This is a genomic window from Actinomadura geliboluensis (assembly GCF_005889745.1).
GTDB classification, from domain to species: domain Bacteria; phylum Actinomycetota; class Actinomycetes; order Streptosporangiales; family Streptosporangiaceae; genus Spirillospora; species Spirillospora geliboluensis.
In genome coordinates, this window is the sequence record NZ_VCKZ01000031.1 from 1 (window position 1) to 17785 (window position 17785).

Annotated in this window: 17 protein-coding genes; 6 read left to right on the top strand and 11 right to left on the bottom strand. The window is 72.7% G+C overall.

The features are described 5' to 3' along the window. Positions 1-40: 40 nt before the first annotated feature. The 4 genes from ETD96_RS07145 to ETD96_RS07160 all read left to right on the top strand — a co-directional run bounded on the left by ETD96_RS07145 (position 41) and on the right by ETD96_RS07160 (position 3545). Positions 41-583 (top strand): MauE/DoxX family redox-associated membrane protein, encoded by a 543-nt coding sequence (locus tag ETD96_RS07145; RefSeq protein ID WP_138635485.1) that lies wholly within the window; start codon positions 41-43, stop codon positions 581-583. 25 nt (positions 584-608) lie between these two features. Beyond that, the gene (locus tag ETD96_RS07150; protein WP_138635486.1) at positions 609-1196 is read left to right on the top strand and encodes a peroxiredoxin family protein; all 588 of its coding nucleotides are present in this window, start codon (positions 609-611) and stop codon (positions 1194-1196) included. A gap of 220 nt (positions 1197-1416) precedes the next feature. Next, the gene (locus ETD96_RS07155; protein ID WP_240807337.1) at positions 1417-3090 is read left to right on the top strand and encodes an ABC transporter ATP-binding protein; all 1674 of its coding nucleotides are present in this window, start codon (positions 1417-1419) and stop codon (positions 3088-3090) included. Then, positions 3087-3545, top strand: a complete 459-nt coding sequence (locus tag ETD96_RS07160) for a S26 family signal peptidase (protein WP_138635487.1) — start codon at positions 3087-3089, stop codon at positions 3543-3545. Before ETD96_RS07155 ends, ETD96_RS07160 begins: the two co-directional genes overlap by 4 nt. Here ETD96_RS07160 and ETD96_RS07165 read toward each other — a convergent pair. The 3 genes from ETD96_RS07165 to ETD96_RS07175 form a co-directional block, all read right to left on the bottom strand. Continuing rightward, on the bottom strand, positions 3538-4842 hold the full coding sequence (locus ETD96_RS07165) for a hypothetical protein (RefSeq protein ID WP_138635488.1): 1305 nt from the start codon (positions 4840-4842) through the stop codon (positions 3538-3540). The two genes, ETD96_RS07160 and ETD96_RS07165, sit on opposite strands and share 8 nt — an antisense overlap. Next, a complete protein-coding gene (locus ETD96_RS07170; RefSeq protein WP_138635489.1) occupies positions 4839-5927 on the bottom strand; it encodes a TOMM precursor leader peptide-binding protein in 1089 nt (362 codons plus the stop codon). Before ETD96_RS07170 ends, ETD96_RS07165 begins: the two co-directional genes overlap by 4 nt. A gap of 298 nt (positions 5928-6225) precedes the next feature. Further along, positions 6226-7086 (bottom strand): SGNH/GDSL hydrolase family protein, encoded by an 861-nt coding sequence (locus ETD96_RS07175; protein WP_138635490.1) that lies wholly within the window; start codon positions 7084-7086, stop codon positions 6226-6228. 97 nt (positions 7087-7183) lie between these two features. Here ETD96_RS07175 and ETD96_RS07180 point away from each other — a divergent pair, with 97 nt between their 5' ends. Continuing rightward, on the top strand, positions 7184-8377 hold the full coding sequence (locus ETD96_RS07180; RefSeq protein WP_240807339.1) for a PucR family transcriptional regulator: 1194 nt from the start codon (positions 7184-7186) through the stop codon (positions 8375-8377). Positions 8378-8389: 12 nt separating this feature from the next. Here the strand turns inward: ETD96_RS07180 and ETD96_RS07185 are convergent, their stop codons facing one another. The 4 genes from ETD96_RS07185 to ETD96_RS07200 all read right to left on the bottom strand — a co-directional run bounded on the left by ETD96_RS07185 (position 8390) and on the right by ETD96_RS07200 (position 12039). Then, positions 8390-10150 carry a hydroxysqualene dehydroxylase gene (locus ETD96_RS07185; protein WP_205719145.1) on the bottom strand — a complete coding sequence of 587 codons (1761 nt, stop codon included), beginning with the start codon at positions 10148-10150 and terminating at the stop codon, positions 8390-8392. Between the two features lie 144 nt (positions 10151-10294). Then, positions 10295-10492, bottom strand: a complete 198-nt coding sequence (locus ETD96_RS07190; RefSeq protein WP_138635491.1) for a hypothetical protein — start codon at positions 10490-10492, stop codon at positions 10295-10297. 88 nt (positions 10493-10580) lie between these two features. Further along, the gene (locus tag ETD96_RS07195; RefSeq protein ID WP_138635492.1) at positions 10581-11426 is read right to left on the bottom strand and encodes an acetate uptake transporter family protein; all 846 of its coding nucleotides are present in this window, start codon (positions 11424-11426) and stop codon (positions 10581-10583) included. A gap of 181 nt (positions 11427-11607) precedes the next feature. Further along, positions 11608-12039: an STAS domain-containing protein gene (locus tag ETD96_RS07200; RefSeq protein WP_171068900.1), complete on the bottom strand. Its 432-nt coding sequence runs from the start codon at positions 12037-12039 to the stop codon at positions 11608-11610. A gap of 106 nt (positions 12040-12145) precedes the next feature. On the opposite strand from ETD96_RS07200, the gene ETD96_RS07205 reads away from it, so the two are divergent. Continuing rightward, positions 12146-12391 (top strand): DUF2630 family protein, encoded by a 246-nt coding sequence (locus ETD96_RS07205; RefSeq protein ID WP_138635494.1) that lies wholly within the window; start codon positions 12146-12148, stop codon positions 12389-12391. Between the two features lie 31 nt (positions 12392-12422). On the opposite strand, the gene ETD96_RS07210 is transcribed toward ETD96_RS07205, so the two are convergent. The 4 genes from ETD96_RS07210 to ETD96_RS07225 form a co-directional block, all read right to left on the bottom strand. Continuing rightward, the gene (locus ETD96_RS07210) at positions 12423-14066 is read right to left on the bottom strand and encodes an L-lactate permease (protein WP_138635495.1); all 1644 of its coding nucleotides are present in this window, start codon (positions 14064-14066) and stop codon (positions 12423-12425) included. Between the two features lie 139 nt (positions 14067-14205). After that, complete coding sequence (locus tag ETD96_RS07215; RefSeq protein ID WP_138635496.1) at positions 14206-16263, bottom strand: xanthine dehydrogenase family protein molybdopterin-binding subunit; 2058 nt, start codon at positions 16261-16263, stop codon at positions 14206-14208. Further along, a complete protein-coding gene (locus tag ETD96_RS07220) occupies positions 16260-17240 on the bottom strand; it encodes an FAD binding domain-containing protein (RefSeq protein WP_138635497.1) in 981 nt (326 codons plus the stop codon). The genes ETD96_RS07215 and ETD96_RS07220 overlap by 4 nt, the downstream gene beginning before the upstream one ends. Continuing rightward, a complete protein-coding gene (locus ETD96_RS07225) occupies positions 17237-17767 on the bottom strand; it encodes a 2Fe-2S iron-sulfur cluster-binding protein (RefSeq protein WP_138635515.1) in 531 nt (176 codons plus the stop codon). The genes ETD96_RS07220 and ETD96_RS07225 overlap by 4 nt, the downstream gene beginning before the upstream one ends. Between the last annotated feature and the right edge of the window lie 18 nt (positions 17768-17785).

Consider the following 17785-nt stretch of genomic DNA (forward strand, 5'->3'; position numbering starts at 1 on the left):
CTCCCCGCACTCCCCCTGCCCGCCCCGTCCAGGAGCCCGCGTGCTTTTCGTTTCGCTCGCCTGCCGCCTAGCCCTGGCGGCGGTGATGACGCTGGCGGCGGTGGCCAAGCTCCGCGCGCCGGGCGCCTTCGCCGCCTCCCTGGAGGGGTTCGGCTTCGTCCCGGCGCGGCTGCGCCGCCCGCTGGCCGTGCTCGTCCCGGCTACCGAACTGCTCATCGCGCTGCTGCTGGCGCTGCCCGCCACCGTCACCGCCGGCTTCCTCGCCGCCGCCCTGTTCTGCTGCGGCCTGACGGCGGTCCCGACCCTCGTCGTGGTCCGCGGGCAGAAGGTCGCGTGCGCCTGCTTCGGCGCCTCCGAGACGCCCATGGGCGGCGTGCACATCGCCCGCAACGCGGTCCTGCTCGCGGCGGCCTGCCTGGGCTCGGCCGTGGCGCTGACCCGCGGCGGCGGCGTTCCCGGCGAGCCGCCGGGGATCGCGCTGGCCGTGGTGGCGGCGGGCCTGCTCACCACATTGGCCGTCTTCGTCGACGACATCGCCGCGCTCTTCCGGGCCCCGGTCCCCGCCGGGGACGGGGGCCGGTGAGTCGCCGGAGCCGGAAAGGACATCCGTGGAATACCTCGTCGCCGGGCTCCTCCTGGCCGCCGCGCTCACCGCGCTGAACCTCCTGCTCACCGTGGCGGCCGTGCGCCGCTGGCGCGCCCACGCGACCGCCCCGCCGGACGGCGGCCACCACGGCCACGACCACGGGCACGGGCACGGCGGCGGGGAGCCGGAGCTGGGCATCGCGCCCGGCGACCGGATGCCCGCCTTCACCGCGACCGCCGCCGACGGCACGACGGTCACGGCGGCCGACCTGGCGGGCCGTCCGGCGCTGCTCGCCTTCCTGTCCCTGGAGTGCCCCGGCTGCGACGACAGCGTGCCGGGCTTCGCCGAGCACGCGCGGCGCGTCCGGGACGCGGGCGGGCTGGTGCTGGCCACGGTGGTCGGCGTCGACGCGGCCGGCAGCGACCTGGCCGCCCAGCTCGCCGGCGTCGCCGACCACGTGGTGCCCGAGTTCCTCGACGCGCCGCTCGGCACCGCCTTCGGCGTCCGCCTCTACCCCGGCTTCGCCCACTACGGCCCGGACGGCGTCGCCACCGCCACCAGCGTCGGCCTTGACCGACTGAACGCGGCCTTGGCGCCGTCGACGCCATGAGCGGCGATGTGACGGAGCCGAGTGACGGGACGGAGCCCGGCGTCTCCGTCCTGCGCGGCATGAAGGCGGCCTACGCGCTGGCCTGGCGCGCCTGCCCCGGCATGCTGGCACTCCAGCTCGCCATGGCGGTCGTCGGCGGTACGGCGCCGGTGGCGACCGCCTGGCTGACCAAGATGGCGATCGACGAGCTCACCGCCGCGCACCCCGCACCGGGACGCTCGTGTGGCTGGCGTCCGCCATCGGCGCCTTCGGCATCGCGACGGCCGTCACCTCGGCCGTCACCACGTACGCGCAGGGGCGGGCCAGGCGCGCCATCGGCCTGCACTCCCAGGACCGGATGTTCGCCGCGGTCAACCGCATGAACGGGCTGGCCCGCCTGGAGGAGCCGCGCTACCACGACCGGCTGCGGCTGGCCCAGCAGTCCGCCGAGCAGGCCCCCGACCAGCTGGTGCAGATGGGCCTCGCCACGCTGCGGGGCACCCTCGCCGTCACCGGGTTCCTCGGCGCGCTCGTGGCGATCAGCCCGGTCATGGCGGGCGCCGCGCTGGCGGCGGCCGCGCCCGCGCTGTTCGCCCATCTGACGCTGAGCCGGCGGCGGGCCGGGCTGCTCTGGCACATCAGCCCCGGCCTGCGGCGCAAGCTCTTCTACCAGATGCTCCTGACGGACCTGCAGGCCGCCAAGGAGGTCCGCCTGTTCGGGCTGGGGAACCTCCTGCACGGCCGGATGCTCACCGAACTGCGCGCGGCCAACGACGCCGAGGACCGGCTGGAGCGGAGCGTGGTGCGCGTCCAGATCCTCCTCGCCGTGCTAGGGGCGGTGCTGGCGGCGGTGGGCCTGCTGTGGGCCGTGCACGCCGCGGCCACCAGGACGATCAGCGTCGGCGACGTGTCGGTGTTCATCGCATCGCTGGCGGGGCTCCAGGCAGGGCTCGCCGCCCTGGTGGAGGGCATCGCCCAGGGGCACCAGGCCGCGCTGCTCTTCCACCACTACCTGACGGTCGTCGGGAGCGACGACGACCTGGCCGGGCCTACACGGCCACGGGAACTCGCCCCGCTGTCCCACGCCATCGAGTTCCGCGACGTGTGGTTCCGCTACAGCGACGACGCCCCGTGGGTGCTGCGCGGGCTGAACCTGACCATCCCGCACGGCACCACCCTCGGCGTGGTGGGTCTCAACGGCGCGGGCAAGAGCACGCTCGTCAAGCTGCTCTGCCGGTTCTACGATCCGCAGCGCGGCGCCGTGCTGTGGGACGGGGTGGACGTCCGCGACGTCCCCGTGGAGCAGCTGCGGCAGCGGATCGGGGCGGTCTTCCAGGACTACATGGACTACGACCTCACCGCCGCCGAGAACATCGGGCTCGGGGACCTGGACGCGCTCGACGACCGGGACCGGATCCGGGACGCCGCCGAGCGCGCCGGGGTCCACGCGACCATCGAGCGGCTCCCGGCCGGCTACCGGACGATGCTGAGCCGGCTGTTCCACGCCGGGGACGCGGACGGCGACCCGGAGGACGCCGCGCTGACGAACGGGGTCCGCCTCTCGGGCGGGCAGTGGCAGCGGCTGGCACTGGCCCGCGGCCTGATGCGCCGGGGGCGCGACCTGATGATCCTGGACGAGCCCAGCTCCGGCCTCGACGCGGTGGCCGAGCGGGAGGTCCACGACCGGCTGCGGGAGCTGCGCGCGGGCGCCACGAGCGTCCTGGTCTCGCACCGGCTCAGCGCCGTCCGGCAGGCCGACCGGATCGTCGTCGTGCAGGACGGACGCATCCTGGAGAGCGGCGACCACGCGTCCCTCACCGCGTCCCCGGACGGGGTCTACGCCCGCCTCTTCCGCAACCAGGCGGAGGGCTACCAGGAGCAGAGCCCGCAGGAGGACGCGGTGACCGCCGGATGAACCGGGCACTGGGCTGGGCGGTCCCCTCGGTGCTGGCCGCCGGGGCGGCGGCGCTGGCGGCCCGGAGCCTGCTCTCGACGGTCACCGTGCGGGGCGGCAGCATGACGCCGACCCTGCACCACGGTGACGTGCTGCTGGTGCTGCGCCACCGGCGCCGGGCGCGGCCCGGCCGGATCGTGGTCGTCCAGCGGCCCGACCGGCGCACCGGGTGGCGCGGGCCCGCCGATCCCTCCGGCGGCGACGGCTGGTACGTCAAGCGGGTCCTCGCGGCGGCCGGGGACCCGGTGCCGTCCTGGGTGGCGGGCGACCTGACCGGCGACGTCCCGCGGGGGATGCTCGCGCTGCGCGGAGACCACCCCCGGTCGGAGGACTCCAAGCAGTGGGGCCTGTGCCCGTCCGACCGGATGTACGGGGTGGTGCTGGTGCGGCTGCGCACCGGCGACAAGGTCAGCTAGCGGGCGCCGCCTCGGCCTGCGCGTCCGCCTCAGCCTGCGCGTCCGCCTCGGCCGAGGCGTCGGCCGGGGCGTCCCGCCGGCCGCGGCGGCGGAACCAGTGCCGGTGCGTCCGGACGAAGGTGACCACGAACAGCGCCTGGATGGCGCCCTCGATGAGGATCAGCAGCGCCGAGTCCAGGGCTTGGAGCACCGGCCCGCCGGTGAAGCCGTCGGCGACGCCCTCGACCGCGCGCAGGAACGCCGTGACCGCGATCGGCGCGCCGAACAGCGCGAACGAGGTGAGCGTGATGCCGGCGCCGAACACCAGGAAGAACGAGTAGACGCGGGTCGCGAGCCGTTCCCGCCGCGACAGCTCGGCCGTCGGGTCCTCGACGGTGCCCGGACGCCGGCGCACCGCGGCGGCCGACCAGGCGAGCAGATACCTGGCGTAGGCGAGCCCGTCGTCGAAGAGGTTGCGGGTCCGCAGCAGTTCGCGCAGCACGAAGTAGAGGTCGGTGCGCATGTAGACCTGGAGCTGGAAGGGGATCGCCATCAGGACGGTGATGACCAGCGCCTGCAGCAGCGCGTCCACGGTCCCGGGCAGCCCGGCGTGGGCGACGAGCAGCACCAGCGCCGACATCAGCAGCAGGTCCCAGGCGAGCCCGGCGAGGTAGACCCGGTACCGGGAGCGGCGCGGCACCCCCCACACCCCCGTGACGTCGGTCTGCGCCACGAGGTTGTGCAGCCGGGTGCCGAAGCCGATGCGTCCGGGCGCGCCGAGCGAGCGCGCCGCCATTAGGTGCATCAGCTCGTGCACGCTGATCGACACCGACATCATCACCGTGTTGACCAGGACGGTGAACCCGACGTAGTCGTTCCAGAAGAAGTCCGAGTAGCTCGGCAGCAGCGAGGGCCGCAGGACGAGCGTGACCAGCGCCGCGCCGACCGCCGCCGACCAGAGGAGTTTCGCCGGGAGGCCGAACAGCCAGGCCGTGTTCCGTTCGGTGAGCCGGGCGAAGTGGCTGCGCGGGGCGTCCTCGGCCGGGTCCGGGAGCGGCTCCCCGTCGATGGACCGCACGAACCCCAGGTCGCTGAGGGCCTCCACGAGCTCGCCGAGGTCGACCTCGATGTCGTGCTCGGCGGCGATGCGCTCCTCGGCCGCGGCGACCGTCAGGCCGTCGCGCAGGAGGACGATCCCGTCCCCGTACACGGCGGGAAGCTCCACGAACTCGCCGATCCGCAGCCGGCCGACGACGACCGCGTCCGGGTCGTCGTCGTCCGGGCGGACCACCAGCGGGTGGAACTCGACCGTGGTCACGGCTTCCCACAGGCGGGGCAGTCACTGTCCTGCGGGATCTCGATGAAGTACGAGTGGTCCCACATCGCGTAGTTCCAGTGGAAGACCTTGCCGCGCGCCTGGGTGGGCAGTCCCCCGAGGTGGTAGAGCACCTCCAGCGCGCAGAGGTGCCCGCTGACGTTGGCGCTGGCCGCGATCACGGCGTTGGGGCGCTCCTCGGTGAGGGAGCGGCCGTGGGCCTTGAACTCGCGCTGGTCCTCGTGGCGGCGCAGGCACGCCCAGCATCCCGTCTCGCCCGGCACCAGGCCGCCCACGACGGCCATCGGCCCCGTGTAGAAGCTGACGAACCAGGGGGTGCCGGTCCGCAGCGCCGCCTCGTTCGTCCAGAACATGATGTCGGGGTGCGGCTCGTCGGCGCAGAGGACGAACAGGTCGCAGTCCTCCATCATCGCGGCTATCCCGTCGGGGCCGTCCGCCTTGACGGTGTCTCCGGTCACCTTCACGAGGCCGTTCATGGCGCGGAGCCGCTCCACGGCGCGGTCGACCTTGGGCTTGCCGATATCGCCCTCGGTGTAGAGGAGCTGCCGGGTGAGGTTGGACTCCTCCACCACGTCGAAGTCGGCGACGTGCAGGGCACCGATCCCGCTGGCCACCAGCCCGGCGGCCACCGCCGAGCCCGTGCCGCCGAGGCCGAGCAGGCCGACCCGCGCGTCCTTGACCTTGGACTGGATCTCGTAGGGCGAGCTGCGCGGCGTCGTGTCGATCCACGCGAAGAAGTTGCGGGCGGGCTCGTAGCGTTCGGCCTCGGCCTCGTCCAGGTTGCCGGGCAGCGGCGCGCCGGCGTCCTCGACGAAGCCGCCGTCGGTCAGGTCCTGGATCACCTCGCGGGCGCTGTCCTCGTCCACGCCGGGATGGGTCTCGGCGAACGCGGCGCACACCTCGTCGACCGTGCGGGTGCCGTCCAGGAGGGTGATGAGCCGCGCGACGGCGCCGTCCTCGCTGTCCTGGATCTCCGCGGCGACGCCCTGCTGCATCAGGCCGATGAGGATGCGGTCGCCGGGCAGGGCGAGGGGCTGGTGGACGCGTTTGATTCGAGGGAGCCGCATGCGAGCCTTCCGGTCGTGGACAGGGAAAGGCCGGCCAGGCCGTGGCCTGGCCGGCCGGTACGCACTCGGGGAGGATCAGCCGCCTTCGCGGAGACCGGTCGTCTCGACCTTCTCCAGCCGCTTGATCTCCAGCTTGATCTTCTTGGCCTTCGGGGCCGGTTTCGCCTGTTCGACCTTCTGCATGGGACCTCCCGGAGGACCGCGGTGCCGGCGCGCGGTCTCGCGCGCTGTGATGTTGATCATAAGTTCAAGATCAACACTTGGGAAGATCAATGAGAGGAGATCTTTGCGTCGCGGGTCAGGCACTCAGCGTGTTCCCGATGATGGCGGCGTAGGCGGCCTCGCCCCTGGCGTTCGGGTGCAGCGGAGCGGCCGGGTTGAGGGGCACGTAGCCCTCCACCCACCGCTTGGTCGCCGACTGGCACGCGTCGTGGCCGGCGCTGGGCGTGACCAGGTCGATGTACGTCGCGCCGTGGGCGTTCGCCTGGTCGCGGATGACACCGTTCATGGCGTTGACGGCGCCCTGGAGGAAGTTGGCGTCGGTCGGCAGGACGGGCTGGACGGGCCAGCAGCCGTTCGGCTTGATGTAGAGGCCGTAGCCCGTCACGACGATCCGGGCCTTCGGGGAGCGGGCGCGGATGCCGTCCAGGACGGCGCTGAGGCGCGGGCCGAGTTCCTGGGTGCGCTGCGCGACCTCGGTCTCGAACTCGCCCTTGCAGGGAGTGGCGGTGGGGTCGAGGTTGACGCAGTCCTCCGCGATGCCGACGAGGCCGACGTCGTTGCCGCCGATGGTGAGCGTGACGAGGGTGGTCGAGGCGGTGAGCGCGTCGAACTGCGGCGGGACGGTGCCGGTGTCGACGCCGCCGACGCTCGTGCTCTGCGGCTCGGTCATGTGCCTGCTCTTCGCGCCGCTGCACGTGACGTCGCGGAGGTTCGCGCCCAGCGCGGCGGCCAGCTCGTGCGCGTAGTTGTGGGTGGACCGCCCGCACCCGATCGGACCGGTGATGTTCGGGATGAGCGGCCCGGAGGCCATCGAGTCGCCCAGGGCGACGTACTCCACCGGCCCCTCCGCGAGCGGAGCCGCGTGGGCGGGGGACGCGACGAGGGCCGTGCCCGCGAGGACGAGCGCGCCGACCATGCCGTGCAACAGACGCTTCATGCCAAACTCCCGGCGTCATGGACGATGTCGCCGTGATCGTCCAGAATCTGGACAGACCGTTCAATTGGCGTGAAAACAGACTCTTGCGGGAGCCGTTGTGACGCGGGACAACACGGTGCTGTGCATGGCGGGGCGGCCCATGGCGGCGCATCTGCGGGCCCGCGCCCCGCGGCTGACCCGGCGGGTCGTCGCGCGGCTGCTCACCGAGCTGCCCGTCTACGCGGAACTGCCGCAGGAGGAGGTCGCCGGGGACATCGCCGGGATCGTCCAGCACAGCCTGCGGCAGTTCGCGGACGTGCTGGAGCGGCGCCGCCCGGCCGCGCCGGAGGAGTTCGGCGACCAGCGCGACTCGGCGGCGCTGCGCGCCGAGGAGGAGGTGCCGCTGGACGCGATCCTCACCGCGTACCAGATCGGCGCCGCGATGGCGTGGGAGGAGCTGACCACCGGGGCGCGGCCGTCCGACCTGCCCGCCTTCCAGGAGGCGCTCGGCTACTTCCTGGACTTCCAGCGGCTGCTGCTGTCGGCGGTCAGCTCCGCCTACCTGGAGGTCCGGCAGATCATCGACAGCCAGGAGCACGGCGGGCGGCACGCCCTGATGACCGCGCTGCTCGGCGGGGACACCGCCGGGCACCGCCCGGCGCCCCGCTACGCGGTGCTGACGCTGGCGTTCGCCCCGCACCCGGACGAGGCGGGCACGGGCCAGCGCGCCCGGATCGCGGCCCGGCGCAAGATCCGGCGGATCCGGACGGCGCTGGACGAGGTCGCCGACGAGCCCGCGCTCACCGCCCTGGACAGCGCCGGCGGGACGGCCCTGCTGCCGTTCTCGGCCGGCTGGGACGTCCTGTGCGAGCTGGTGGCGCGGGCAGCCAAGTGCGCCGACACCGATGTCACGGCGGCGGCGGAGATCACCGGCCCCGCCGGGATCCCCGCCGCCGCCGTCCGGACGGCCGAGGTGATGGACCTGGTCCGCCGGGCCGGCCGCCCGCCCGGCCTGTACCGGCTCGCGGACGTCCTGCTCGACTACCAGCTGAGCCGGCCGAGCGGCGCGCTCGCCGGGCTCGCCGCCCTGCTGGCGCCCCTCGACCGCAAGCCGGAGCTGCTCCGCACGCTGGAGCGGTACCTGGCCTGCGACCTGGACCGGCGGGCGACGGGCGCGGCGCTGCACGTCCACCCGAACACGGTGGCCTACCGCGTCCGCCGGATCAGCGCCCTGACCGGGCTCGACCCGGCCCGGCCGAGCGACCTGCAGCTGCTGAACGCGGCGCTGGTCGCCCGCCGGTCCCTGCACTGAAGGAGCGCGAGGTCACCTCCCCGGCCATCGCGTGTCGAGGACGTCGAACTGGTGCGGCAGCCGCAGCGCGTACCGGATCTTGTCGTTGGCCTTGAACGGCGCCCACAGCGGCTGCTCGAACAGCTCGTGGACGTCGCACCGGGCCGCGTTGGAGCCGGCCGCGTCCAGCAGCGCGTTGACGGCCTGCCGGCCGCCCTGGTTGGCGCCCTCCATCGTGGTGACGTTGATCGGCGTCTTCACCCAGTCCCCCGCGAGGAACAGGTTCGGGATCTTCGTCCCGGAGTTCGGGCGCAGCTTCCACGACCCCGGCTGCTGGATGAACAGCGGGGTGTCGTTGGTGACGCCGCCGCCGTTCGGGACGATCGCCGGGTCGAGGAACCAGGAGTGCAGGTCGGCGTCGGTGAGCTGTACCCCGGTGTCGTTGAGGTGCGCCTTGATCTGCTTCCACGTCTCCGCGGCGATCTCGTCGGGCAGGCAGTCGGTCGCCCGCTTCTTGTTGAACGTGCCCGGCGTGAACCAGTCGGAGATGATCGAGGACAGGCAGTCCTGGACGGTGCCGTCCCCGTAGGTGGAGAAGTCCCGCTTCCAGAACTGCTCCTGGCTGATGGACGTGACCGCCCACGTCGAGTCGCCGTAGTTCACGTGGCCGGCGGCCAGCGGCAGCTTCTTCTTGAGGAAGAACTGCAGCCCGGTCATCCAGTCGGTGCGCAGGCCCTTGATCCCGGCGAGCGACGGGTCGGCGCTCAGCACCGCGTCGCTCAGCAGGCCCGACACCCGCTCGCACGGCATCGCGACCACGAACCAGTCGGCGGAGATCGGCGCCTTGCCCTTGACGCCGGCGGAGGCGATCCGCCCGCCGGAGACGCTGAGCGAGGTGACCTCGTACCCCACGTTGAACTTGACGCCGAGGTCGCGCAGGTGCGCGATCCACGGGTCGAGCCACATCTCGGACGAGGACCCGTTGAGCACCCGGTCCACCGACCCGCCGGGCTCGTTGCCGAGCCCGATGATGCTCCACACGGTGGCCTCGCCGACCATCGCGATCGAGTGGGTGCTCGCGTCCTTGGACTTGGTGGCGGCGAGGTTGCGGATCGTCCCGTCGGCGATGAACTTGTTGTACTCGTCCGAGAACCGGTCGGCGCGGATGTAGTCGGCCCAGGTGATGTTCTCCCACTGTCCGAGCTTGCGCTCGTCGCAGCTGGTGACGTACACGAGGAGCTTCTGCGCGGCGAACGCGGCCTCGGCCGGCGACAGCTTCGCGATCGTCTGGAGCCCGGAGGTGATCGTGGCGAGGAAGCTGTTGGTGTCGTAGATCCGCGACTCCGGCGGCAGCGGGAAGGGGAACGGGATCGTGAGGTCCGGCCGCCCCTGCCGCGACATCATGTAGGCGTCGGCGCGGACGAGGTTGTCCCAGGCGCCCTTGGCGTTGCCGGGGAACGGCGTGCGCCGCATGGTGTCGGTGAGGTTGAAGTAGAAGCCGGGGAAGAAGCGGAACCCGTGCTCGCCGGGGAGGTCGAGCCGGCCGCCCGTCCCGGTGCCCGGCGGGAAGATGCTGCGCGCCTTGCCGCCGAGGGCGGTGCGCTCGTAGACCTCGACCTCGAAGCCGCGCTCGATCAGCTCGTGCGCCGCGGTGAGGCCGGCGACGCCCGCCCCGAGGACGGCGACCCTTCCGCCGCTCGCGGCCCGCGCGGGGACGGGCCCCACGGCCATCGCGCCCGCGGTGGCGGCGCCCACCACGCCCGCGTCTCGGAGGAACCTTCTGCGTGTCGTCACGGCGACCTCCCGTGCCAGGCCCCCGACCCAATAAGTGTTGGGTTACTTGTAACACGCTATTAGCACACTGCCAATAAGGCGGCCGCAGCAGGTCTGCCCCGCACGGGAAATCACTCAGAAGAGGACAGACCGAAACAGCGGGACTCAGCCCGCGATCACACCGTGCTCGGTGCGGAGGTGGTGGTTGAGCGTGGAGAGCTCAAGGTGCGGCTGGTTGCAGCGCACGCACGACCAGACGCCGGTCGGAACGCTGTAGCCGTGCTTCGCGGCGTCGTCGCGCGCGCAGAGCGTGATGTAGGACTGGACGAGGCGCCGCCACGTCCGCCGGACCGCCGATGACATTCCCGCTCCCCCTCCGGGCCGAACCTTCCAGATCGGCCCAGGATAAGGCAACGGGAATGTCAAGGCGAAACGCCGGTGACCGGCGAACTCACTGGCCGATCTTCACCCCCGGCTCGCCGTACCGGTACTCCAGCGGCCGCACGCCGCGACCGCCCGGGATGTTGCCGCCGGCGCGGTACTTGCCGGTGGGCAGGATCGTCCGGCCGAAGGTGTTCTCCATCATCAGCGCGCCCGCGGCGTAGAGCGAGATGACCGCCGTGGCGACGAACAGCCAGCCGCCGACGTCCAGGCTCCAGCCGGACGGCGCCCAGAAACCGGCCGCCGTGAAGCCCGAGCCCACGGCCAGGCACGCCAGCAGCAGCGCCATCACGATGTTCTCGCCGAGCGCCGCCAGCGCCGTCAGCCCGGTGATCACCGCCAGGGCGATGAACCAGAACGCGAAGCCATGACTCGCCACGCCGAGCACGGGTGCCAGCGCGATCGGTACCGCGCCCGCGCTGACCAGCAGGAACAACAGGCCCCAGGCGAGCCAGAACGAGCCCCACATGCCGTGCACGGCGGTCGCGAGCCCGTCCCGCGCGCGGTAGGCCCACATGCCCGCGAGGAACTGGGCGAGGCCGCCGAACAGCAGCACGAACGGCCACAGGATGAGCGGAGTGGCCGCGGTCCCGTACCAGCCCGCCTGCCAGGCGCCCACCATCATGGTCGCGCCCGCCAAGCCGAAGAGCCCGAGGATGGACGGAGCCGCGATGGGCTGCAGCATGACGCGCGTCCGGTCCTCCCAGAGCGCGTGCTCGCCCGGCTCATTGGCGCCCCTGCCCGGTACCGCCGTGGCGGCGCCGGGAGCGGGGGTGGCGGCGCCCTGCGCGGGCGTCGACGGTGCGGCGCGCTCGCCGGACATCGGCGATTGCGCGTGCTCTCTTCGCCTTGCCATGAGATCCCTCCTCTGGAATCGGAGAGCTGTAGAACCCCTCCTAACCGTGGTTTGAGCAGTCAAACTGCCACGAAGCGGGATAGAACGGGAAAGACGCCCGCACGGCGCCTCGTTTACCGGACCTCGACGCGGGGATGGTCCGCCGATGACCTCACGGGGGACCGGCGCACGGCGGCCGGGGTCAGCCGCGCGGGCGGCAGTGTATCGCCAGGCCCGGGGTGAGGTGCCACCCGATCAGCCGGAACAGCCGGTCGAGGTACGGCGGCACCGCGTGCAGGACGAGCAGGCGTCCGTGCTCGTGCAGCTCGCGGGCCGCGAGGGTGAGGGCGCGTAGCCCGGCCACGTCCATGAAGGCGATCGCGGCCAGGTCGACGTGCAGGTCCCCGGGCACGCGGGCCTGCGCGGCGTGCAGCGCGGCGGCCACGTCCGGGGCGTTGGAGACGTCGATCTCGCCGGACATCCGGAGCCACGGCGAGGACGAGGCGGCGGCGATGTGCAGGAGCGCCGTGTCGAGTTCGACGACGTCGCAGCGGGGCGCCTCGCCGGACGGGGGAACCGGGCGCTCCCCCGAGCCGGGGCCGCCCTCGCCGCCGCCGATCCGCCAGATGGTCATGTCGTTGCGCACCTCGCCCATGGACGGGGCGCCGCTACCGTGCGCGGCCCCGTGTATGTCAGGCTCTCACCTGTCGGCACGTTATGAACCCAACCGGGCGGATTTCATGGACGAGAAGGCCATTCTGGACCGTATCAACGCGTTCATCGAGGAGGAGCACGGCCTGCGGGAGGCGCACGAGCGCGCCGAGACGACCAGCGCCGAGGCTCAGGAGCGGCTGCGCCGGCTGGAGGTCGCGCTCGACCAGTGCTGGGACCTGCTGCGCCAGCGCCGCGCCCGGATGGCGGCGGGGCAGAACCCGGACGACGCCGAGGTCCGCCCCGCCGGCGAGGTCGAGGGCTACCTGCAGTAGCCCCCGGGGATCCGGGTCACGGGGATCCGGGTCACGGGACCATCCAGCCGAGCACGCCGGTCGCCTGGAGGCCCGACAGCAGGCACATCCCGGCGAGGAACAGCAGGCTCCACAGCACGACGCGGCGGAAGATGTCGCCCTCGCGTCCGTCCAGGCCCACGGCGGCGGCCGCGATCGCGAGGTTCTGCGGTGACACCATCTTCCCGAGGACGCCGCCGGAGCTGTTGGTCGCGGCCATCAGCACCGGCGACAGGTCCGCCTTGTTCGCGGCGGTGACCTGGAGCGCGCCGAACAGCGAGTTGGACGAGGTGTCCGACCCGGTCACGGCCGTGCCCAGCCAGCCGAGCACCGGGGACAGCAGCGCGAACGCGCCGCCCGCCCCGGCCATCCACGTGCCGAGCGTGACCGTCTGCCCGGACGCGTTCATCACGAACGCCAGCGCGAGCACCGCCATCACCGTGATGATCGCCCACTTGAGCTGGACGAGGGTCGTCCAGTAGGCGCGCAGGGCCTTGCCGAGGCCGACCCCGAGCGCGGCCATGGTGATCAGCCCTGCGACGAGCATCTGCGTGCCGGGCGTGGTCAGGTAGTTGAAGGTGAAGGTCGGCAGGGTGAGCGGCTTCCCGGTCGGGCCGGTGAGGTCGAGGCCGGGCCAGGAGAACGTCCGGGTGGCCCTGTCGAGCTGCTCCTTGACCTGGTCGATCTGGCAGACGACGAAGACCGCGATGATGATCGCGTAGGGGGCGTAGGCGCGGGCGACCTCGGCGCGGGAGTCGGGCTCGCCGCCCTTCTGCACGCGCGCGGCGAACTCGGGGGTGGGCTCGTCGGCGGCGCCGCCGGCGACCGGCGCGGGCCGGGCCGCCGGCCGCGGGCGCAGCCGGACGGCGAGCACGACCGCGGCGGCCGAGACCAGCGACGCGACGACGTCGGCGAGCGGCACCGAGATGAAGTTGGCGGTGACGTACTGCGCGGCGCCGAACGCGGCGCCGCACAGCAGGGCGGTGGGCCAGGTCTCGCGCAGGCCGCGCCGCCCGTCCACGATGGCGACGAGGACGAGCGGGACGAACACCGCGAGGATCGGGGTCTGCCGCCCGACCATCGCGCCGAGCGTGTCGCTGGACTCCCCGGTGACCTTGCCGAGGGTGAGGATCGGCGTCGCCATCGCGCCGAACGCGACCGGGGCGGTGTTGGCGGTGAGGGCGAGGACGGCGGCCTTGATCGGCTGGAAGCCGAGCGCGATGAGCATGACGGACGTGACCGCGACGGGCGTGCCGAAGCCCGCGAGGGCCTCCAGCAGCGCGCCGAAGGAGAACGCGATCAGCACGGCCTGGAGCCGGTGGTCGTCGCTGACCTGCGCGAACGAGCGGCGGAGCACGTCGAAGTGGCCGGTCGTGACGGTGATGTTGTAGACCCAGAGCGCGTTGATGACGATCCACAGGATCGGGTAGAAGCCGAACGCGGCGCCCTCGGTGCCGGCGAGGAGCGCCTGGCCGGCGGGCATGCCGTAGGCCCAGATCGCGACGGCCAGGGAGACGGCCAGCGCGATCAGGGACGCGAGCCACGCGCGCATGCGGACGCCGCCGAGCAGCACGAACAGCACGGCGAGCGGCAGTGCGGCGACCAGTGAGCTCCAGCCGAGCGAATCGGCGATGGGATCGAGGACCTGCTGGTACACGGCGATCACCTCGCGGGTAGGGAGCGCCCCCGAGCACGTGATCGATACCCACCCGCGTGACGCAGATCACCTTGATAGTGAACTTTTCAATCAGTCAAGCCCGGTCAGGACCTCCGTCCCCGGTCAGGGCCGGCGCGGCTCAGAGGTGGGGGAGCAGCTTCGCCGGGGTGATGGGCAGGTCGCGGACGCGGATCCCGGTCGCGTGGTGGACGGCGTTGCCGACGGCCGCCGCCGCGCCCACGATGCCGATCTCGCCGATGCCCTTCGAGCCCATCGGGTTCAGGTGCGGGTCGGACTCCTCCAGCCACGCCGCCTCGATGTCGCGGACGTCCGCGCAGGCCGGGACGTGGTACTGCGCGAGGTCGCGGTTGAGGAAGTCGCCGAACTCCCGGTCCATGACGCTCTCCTCCATCAGCGCCATGCCGATGCCCATCGTCATGCCGCCGATGAACTGGGAGCGGGCGGTCGTCGGGTTGATGATCCGGCCGGCGGCGAAGACGCCGAGCATCCGGCGGACGCGGGTCTCGCCGGTGTCGGCGTCCACCTCGACCTCGGCGAACTGCGCGCCGAACGCGTGCCGCGCGTACTCGTCCCGCCCGCCGACCTCCTCGGTGGTGTCCGCGGACGCCTCCAGTCCCTCGGGCGGCACCGCGCCGTTCAACTTCCCCTTCAACGCCTCGCAGGCGCGGACGACGGCCATGCCCCAGCTCGCCGTCCCGGACGAGCCGCCCGCGACGGACGCCCGCGGGAACGAGCTGTCGCCGATCTCGACCCGGACGTGGTCGAGGTCGGACTTGAGCGTCTCGGCGGCGATCAGGGTGAGGGCGGTGCGGGCGCCGGTGCCGATGTCGGCGGCGGCGATCCGGACGGTGAACGTCCCGTCGGGCTCGGCGCGCGCCATCGCCCGGTTGGGCTGCAGGTAGGCGGGGTAGGTGGACGCGGCGACGCCCATCCCGACCAGCTTGCGGCCCTCCCGGCGGGAGCCGGGGGCGGGGTCGCGGTGGTCCCAGCCGAACCGGTCGGCGCCCTCCCGCAGGCACGCGACCAGGTTGCGGGAGCTGAACGGCAGCCCGCTGCCCGGCTCGCGGTCGGTGTCGTTGCGGACGCGCAGCTCGACGGGGTCGATGCCGGCGGCGCCGGCCAGCTCGTCCATCGCCGATTCGAGCGCGTACATGCCGGGCGTCTCGCCGGGGGCGCGCATCCAGGACGGTGTGGGCACGTCCAGGCGCACCAGGCGGTGGGACGTGCGGCGATGAGGCGCCTGGTACATGACGCGGGTGGGCGTCGCGGTCTGCTCGGCGAACTCCTTGACGGTGGAGGACTGCTCGAACACCTCGTGCAAGACGGCGTTCAGCCGGCCGTTCTCGTCGGAGCCGAGCCGCATGCGCTGGATGGTCGGCGTGCGGTAGCCGGTCGTGGCGAACATCTGCTGCCTGGGGACGGCGAACTTGACCGGACGTCCTGCGGCGCGCGCGCACATCGCCGCCAGCACGACGCTCGGCCTGGGCGTCCCTTTGGAGCCGAACCCACCGCCGACATGGGGGGCCACCACGCGCACCTGCGACGGGTCCAGGCCGAAGACCTTGGCGAGCGTGGCCTGCACGGGCGACGCGCCCTGCGTGGAGTCGTAGAGGGTGAGGGAGCCGTCGCCGTTCCACTGGGCGAGCGTGGTGTGCGGCTCCATCGGGTTGTTGTGCTCGGCCGGGGTCGTGTAGGTGACGTCCACGCAGACGGCCGACTTGCTGAACGCGTCCTCCGGGTCGCCCTGCTCGGTATCGGTGGGGAAGACGGGGTTCACCTTGTCCGGCTTGTAGAAGCCGGGGTGGTCGGTGCGGAGCGTGACGTCGGGCCGCTCCTCCGCGTACTCGACCTTGACGAGGCGGGCCGCTTCCCGCGCGGTTTCGAGCGTCTCGCCGACCACGGCGGCGATGAACTGGCCCCGGTAGGAGACCGTCCGCGACTGGAACAGGGCCAGCTCGCCGTCGGAGGTGTCGCTGAGCGCCGGGGCGTTCTCGCAGGACAGGACGGCGATGACACCGGGCATCCGCAGCGCGGCCTCGGTGTCGACCGACCTGACCTCGCCCTTGCCCACGCTCGCCTGGACGGCCGAGGCGTAGGCGACGTTCTCGACCTGGTACTCGAACGCGTACCGCGCCCGCCCGGTGACCTTCTCGCGGCTCTCCAAGCGCTCGATCATGATGCCCCCGTTCCCGCGAGTTCCGACAGCGTCCGGACGATGAGGTTGCGCGCGAGCGGCACCTTGTAGCCGTTGTCGCGCAGCGGCTCGGCGGCCTCCAGTTCGGCCTCGGCGGCGCGCTGGAACGCCTCCTCGGTCGCCTCGGCGCCGCGCAGCGCCTCTTCGGCGCGCCAGGCCCGCCACGGTTTGTGGGCCACGCCGCCCAGGGCCAGCCGGACGTCGTGCACGAGGCCGTCCTGCACGTCCAGGGCCGCCGCTATGGAGACGAGCGCGAACGCGAACGACGCGCGCTCCCGCACCTTGCGGTACCGCGACGTCATGCCCAGCGCGGGCACCTCCACGGCCGTGATGAGGTCGCCGTCCTCAAGCGTGGTGTCGCGCTGAGGCTCGTCACCGGGCAGCCGGTGCAGGTCTTCGATGGGGATGGTCCGCTCCCCCGCGCGCCCCATGACGCGTACGGACGCGCCCAGGGCCGCCAGTGCCACCGCCATGTCGGACGGGTGCGTCGCCACGCATGCCTGAGAATGCCCCAGGATCGCCAGGTTGTGGTGCTCGCCCTCCCTGGCCGGGCATCCGCTTCCGGGGTTCCGCTTGTTGCACGGCTTGGCCGTGTCCTGGAAATACGAGCATCGCGTGCGCTGGAGGAGGTTGCCGCCCACCGTGGCCACATTCCGGATCTGCCCGGACGCCCCCATGAGGACGGCCTGCGCCAGCATCTGGTGGCCTTCCCGGACGGTCGGGTCGGCGGCGAGGTCGCTGTTGCTCACGGCCGCGCCGATGACGAGGCTCCCGTCCGGGCGCAGCTCGATCTCGCCGTAGGGGAGGTGCGCGACGTCCACGAGCCTGCCCGGCTCCTCGACGCCGAGCCGCATCAGGTCGACGAGGTTGGTCCCGCCGCCCAGGTAGACGGCGCCGCCGTTGTGCCGTTCGAGGGCGTCCTCGGCGCTGGTGGCGCGCTCGTACGCGAAGGGCCTCATGCCTGCGCCGCCTCCCTCGCCCGAGCGGCGGCGGCCTGCCGCACCGCCGCGACGATGCCCGCGTAGGCGCCGCACCTGCACAGGTTGCCGCTCATGCGCTCGCGTATCTCGTCGTCGTCCAGCACCGGATCGGACCCCAGGTCCTCGGTCACGGCGCTGGGCCAGCCGCGTTCGGCCTCCGCGAGGACGGCCGTGGCGGAGCAGAGCTGCCCCGGTGTGCAGTACCCGCACTGGAAGGCGTCCTGCTCGATGAAGGCCTCCTGGACGGGGCTGAGCCGCCCGTCCTCTTCGAGCCCCTCGACCGTGACGATGTCGGCCCCGTCGTGGGCGACGGCCAGCGCCAGGCAGCCGTTCGCCCGGCGCCCGTCCAGCAGGACGGTGCAGGCGCCGCACTGGCCGTGGTCGCAGCCCTTCTTCGAACCCGTCAACCCGAGGTCCTCCCGCAGGACGTCCAGCAGGGACGCGCGGGTGTCGACGCTGAGCCGGTGCTCGGTGCCGTTCACGACCAGGGTGATGTCGGCGTGCATAGGCGTGTCCATGCTGCG

Coding starts and splice junctions, on each gene's coding strand:
- ETD96_RS07160 (WP_138635487.1), top strand. CDS start 3,087: ATGAACCGGGCACTGGGCTGGGCGGTCCCCTCGGTGCTGGCCGCCGGG.
- ETD96_RS07170 (WP_138635489.1), bottom strand. CDS start 5,927: ATGCGGCTCCCTCGAATCAAACGCGTCCACCAGCCCCTCGCCCTGCCC.
- ETD96_RS07175 (WP_138635490.1), bottom strand. CDS start 7,086: ATGAAGCGTCTGTTGCACGGCATGGTCGGCGCGCTCGTCCTCGCGGGC.
- ETD96_RS07190 (WP_138635491.1), bottom strand. CDS start 10,492: ATGTCATCGGCGGTCCGGCGGACGTGGCGGCGCCTCGTCCAGTCCTAC.
- ETD96_RS07195 (WP_138635492.1), bottom strand. CDS start 11,426: ATGGCAAGGCGAAGAGAGCACGCGCAATCGCCGATGTCCGGCGAGCGC.
- ETD96_RS07200 (WP_171068900.1), bottom strand. CDS start 12,039: ATGACCATCTGGCGGATCGGCGGCGGCGAGGGCGGCCCCGGCTCGGGG.
- ETD96_RS07205 (WP_138635494.1), top strand. CDS start 12,146: ATGGACGAGAAGGCCATTCTGGACCGTATCAACGCGTTCATCGAGGAG.
- ETD96_RS07215 (WP_138635496.1), bottom strand. CDS start 16,263: ATGATCGAGCGCTTGGAGAGCCGCGAGAAGGTCACCGGGCGGGCGCGG.
- ETD96_RS07220 (WP_138635497.1), bottom strand. CDS start 17,240: ATGAGGCCCTTCGCGTACGAGCGCGCCACCAGCGCCGAGGACGCCCTC.
- ETD96_RS07225 (WP_138635515.1), bottom strand. CDS start 17,767: ATGCACGCCGACATCACCCTGGTCGTGAACGGCACCGAGCACCGGCTC.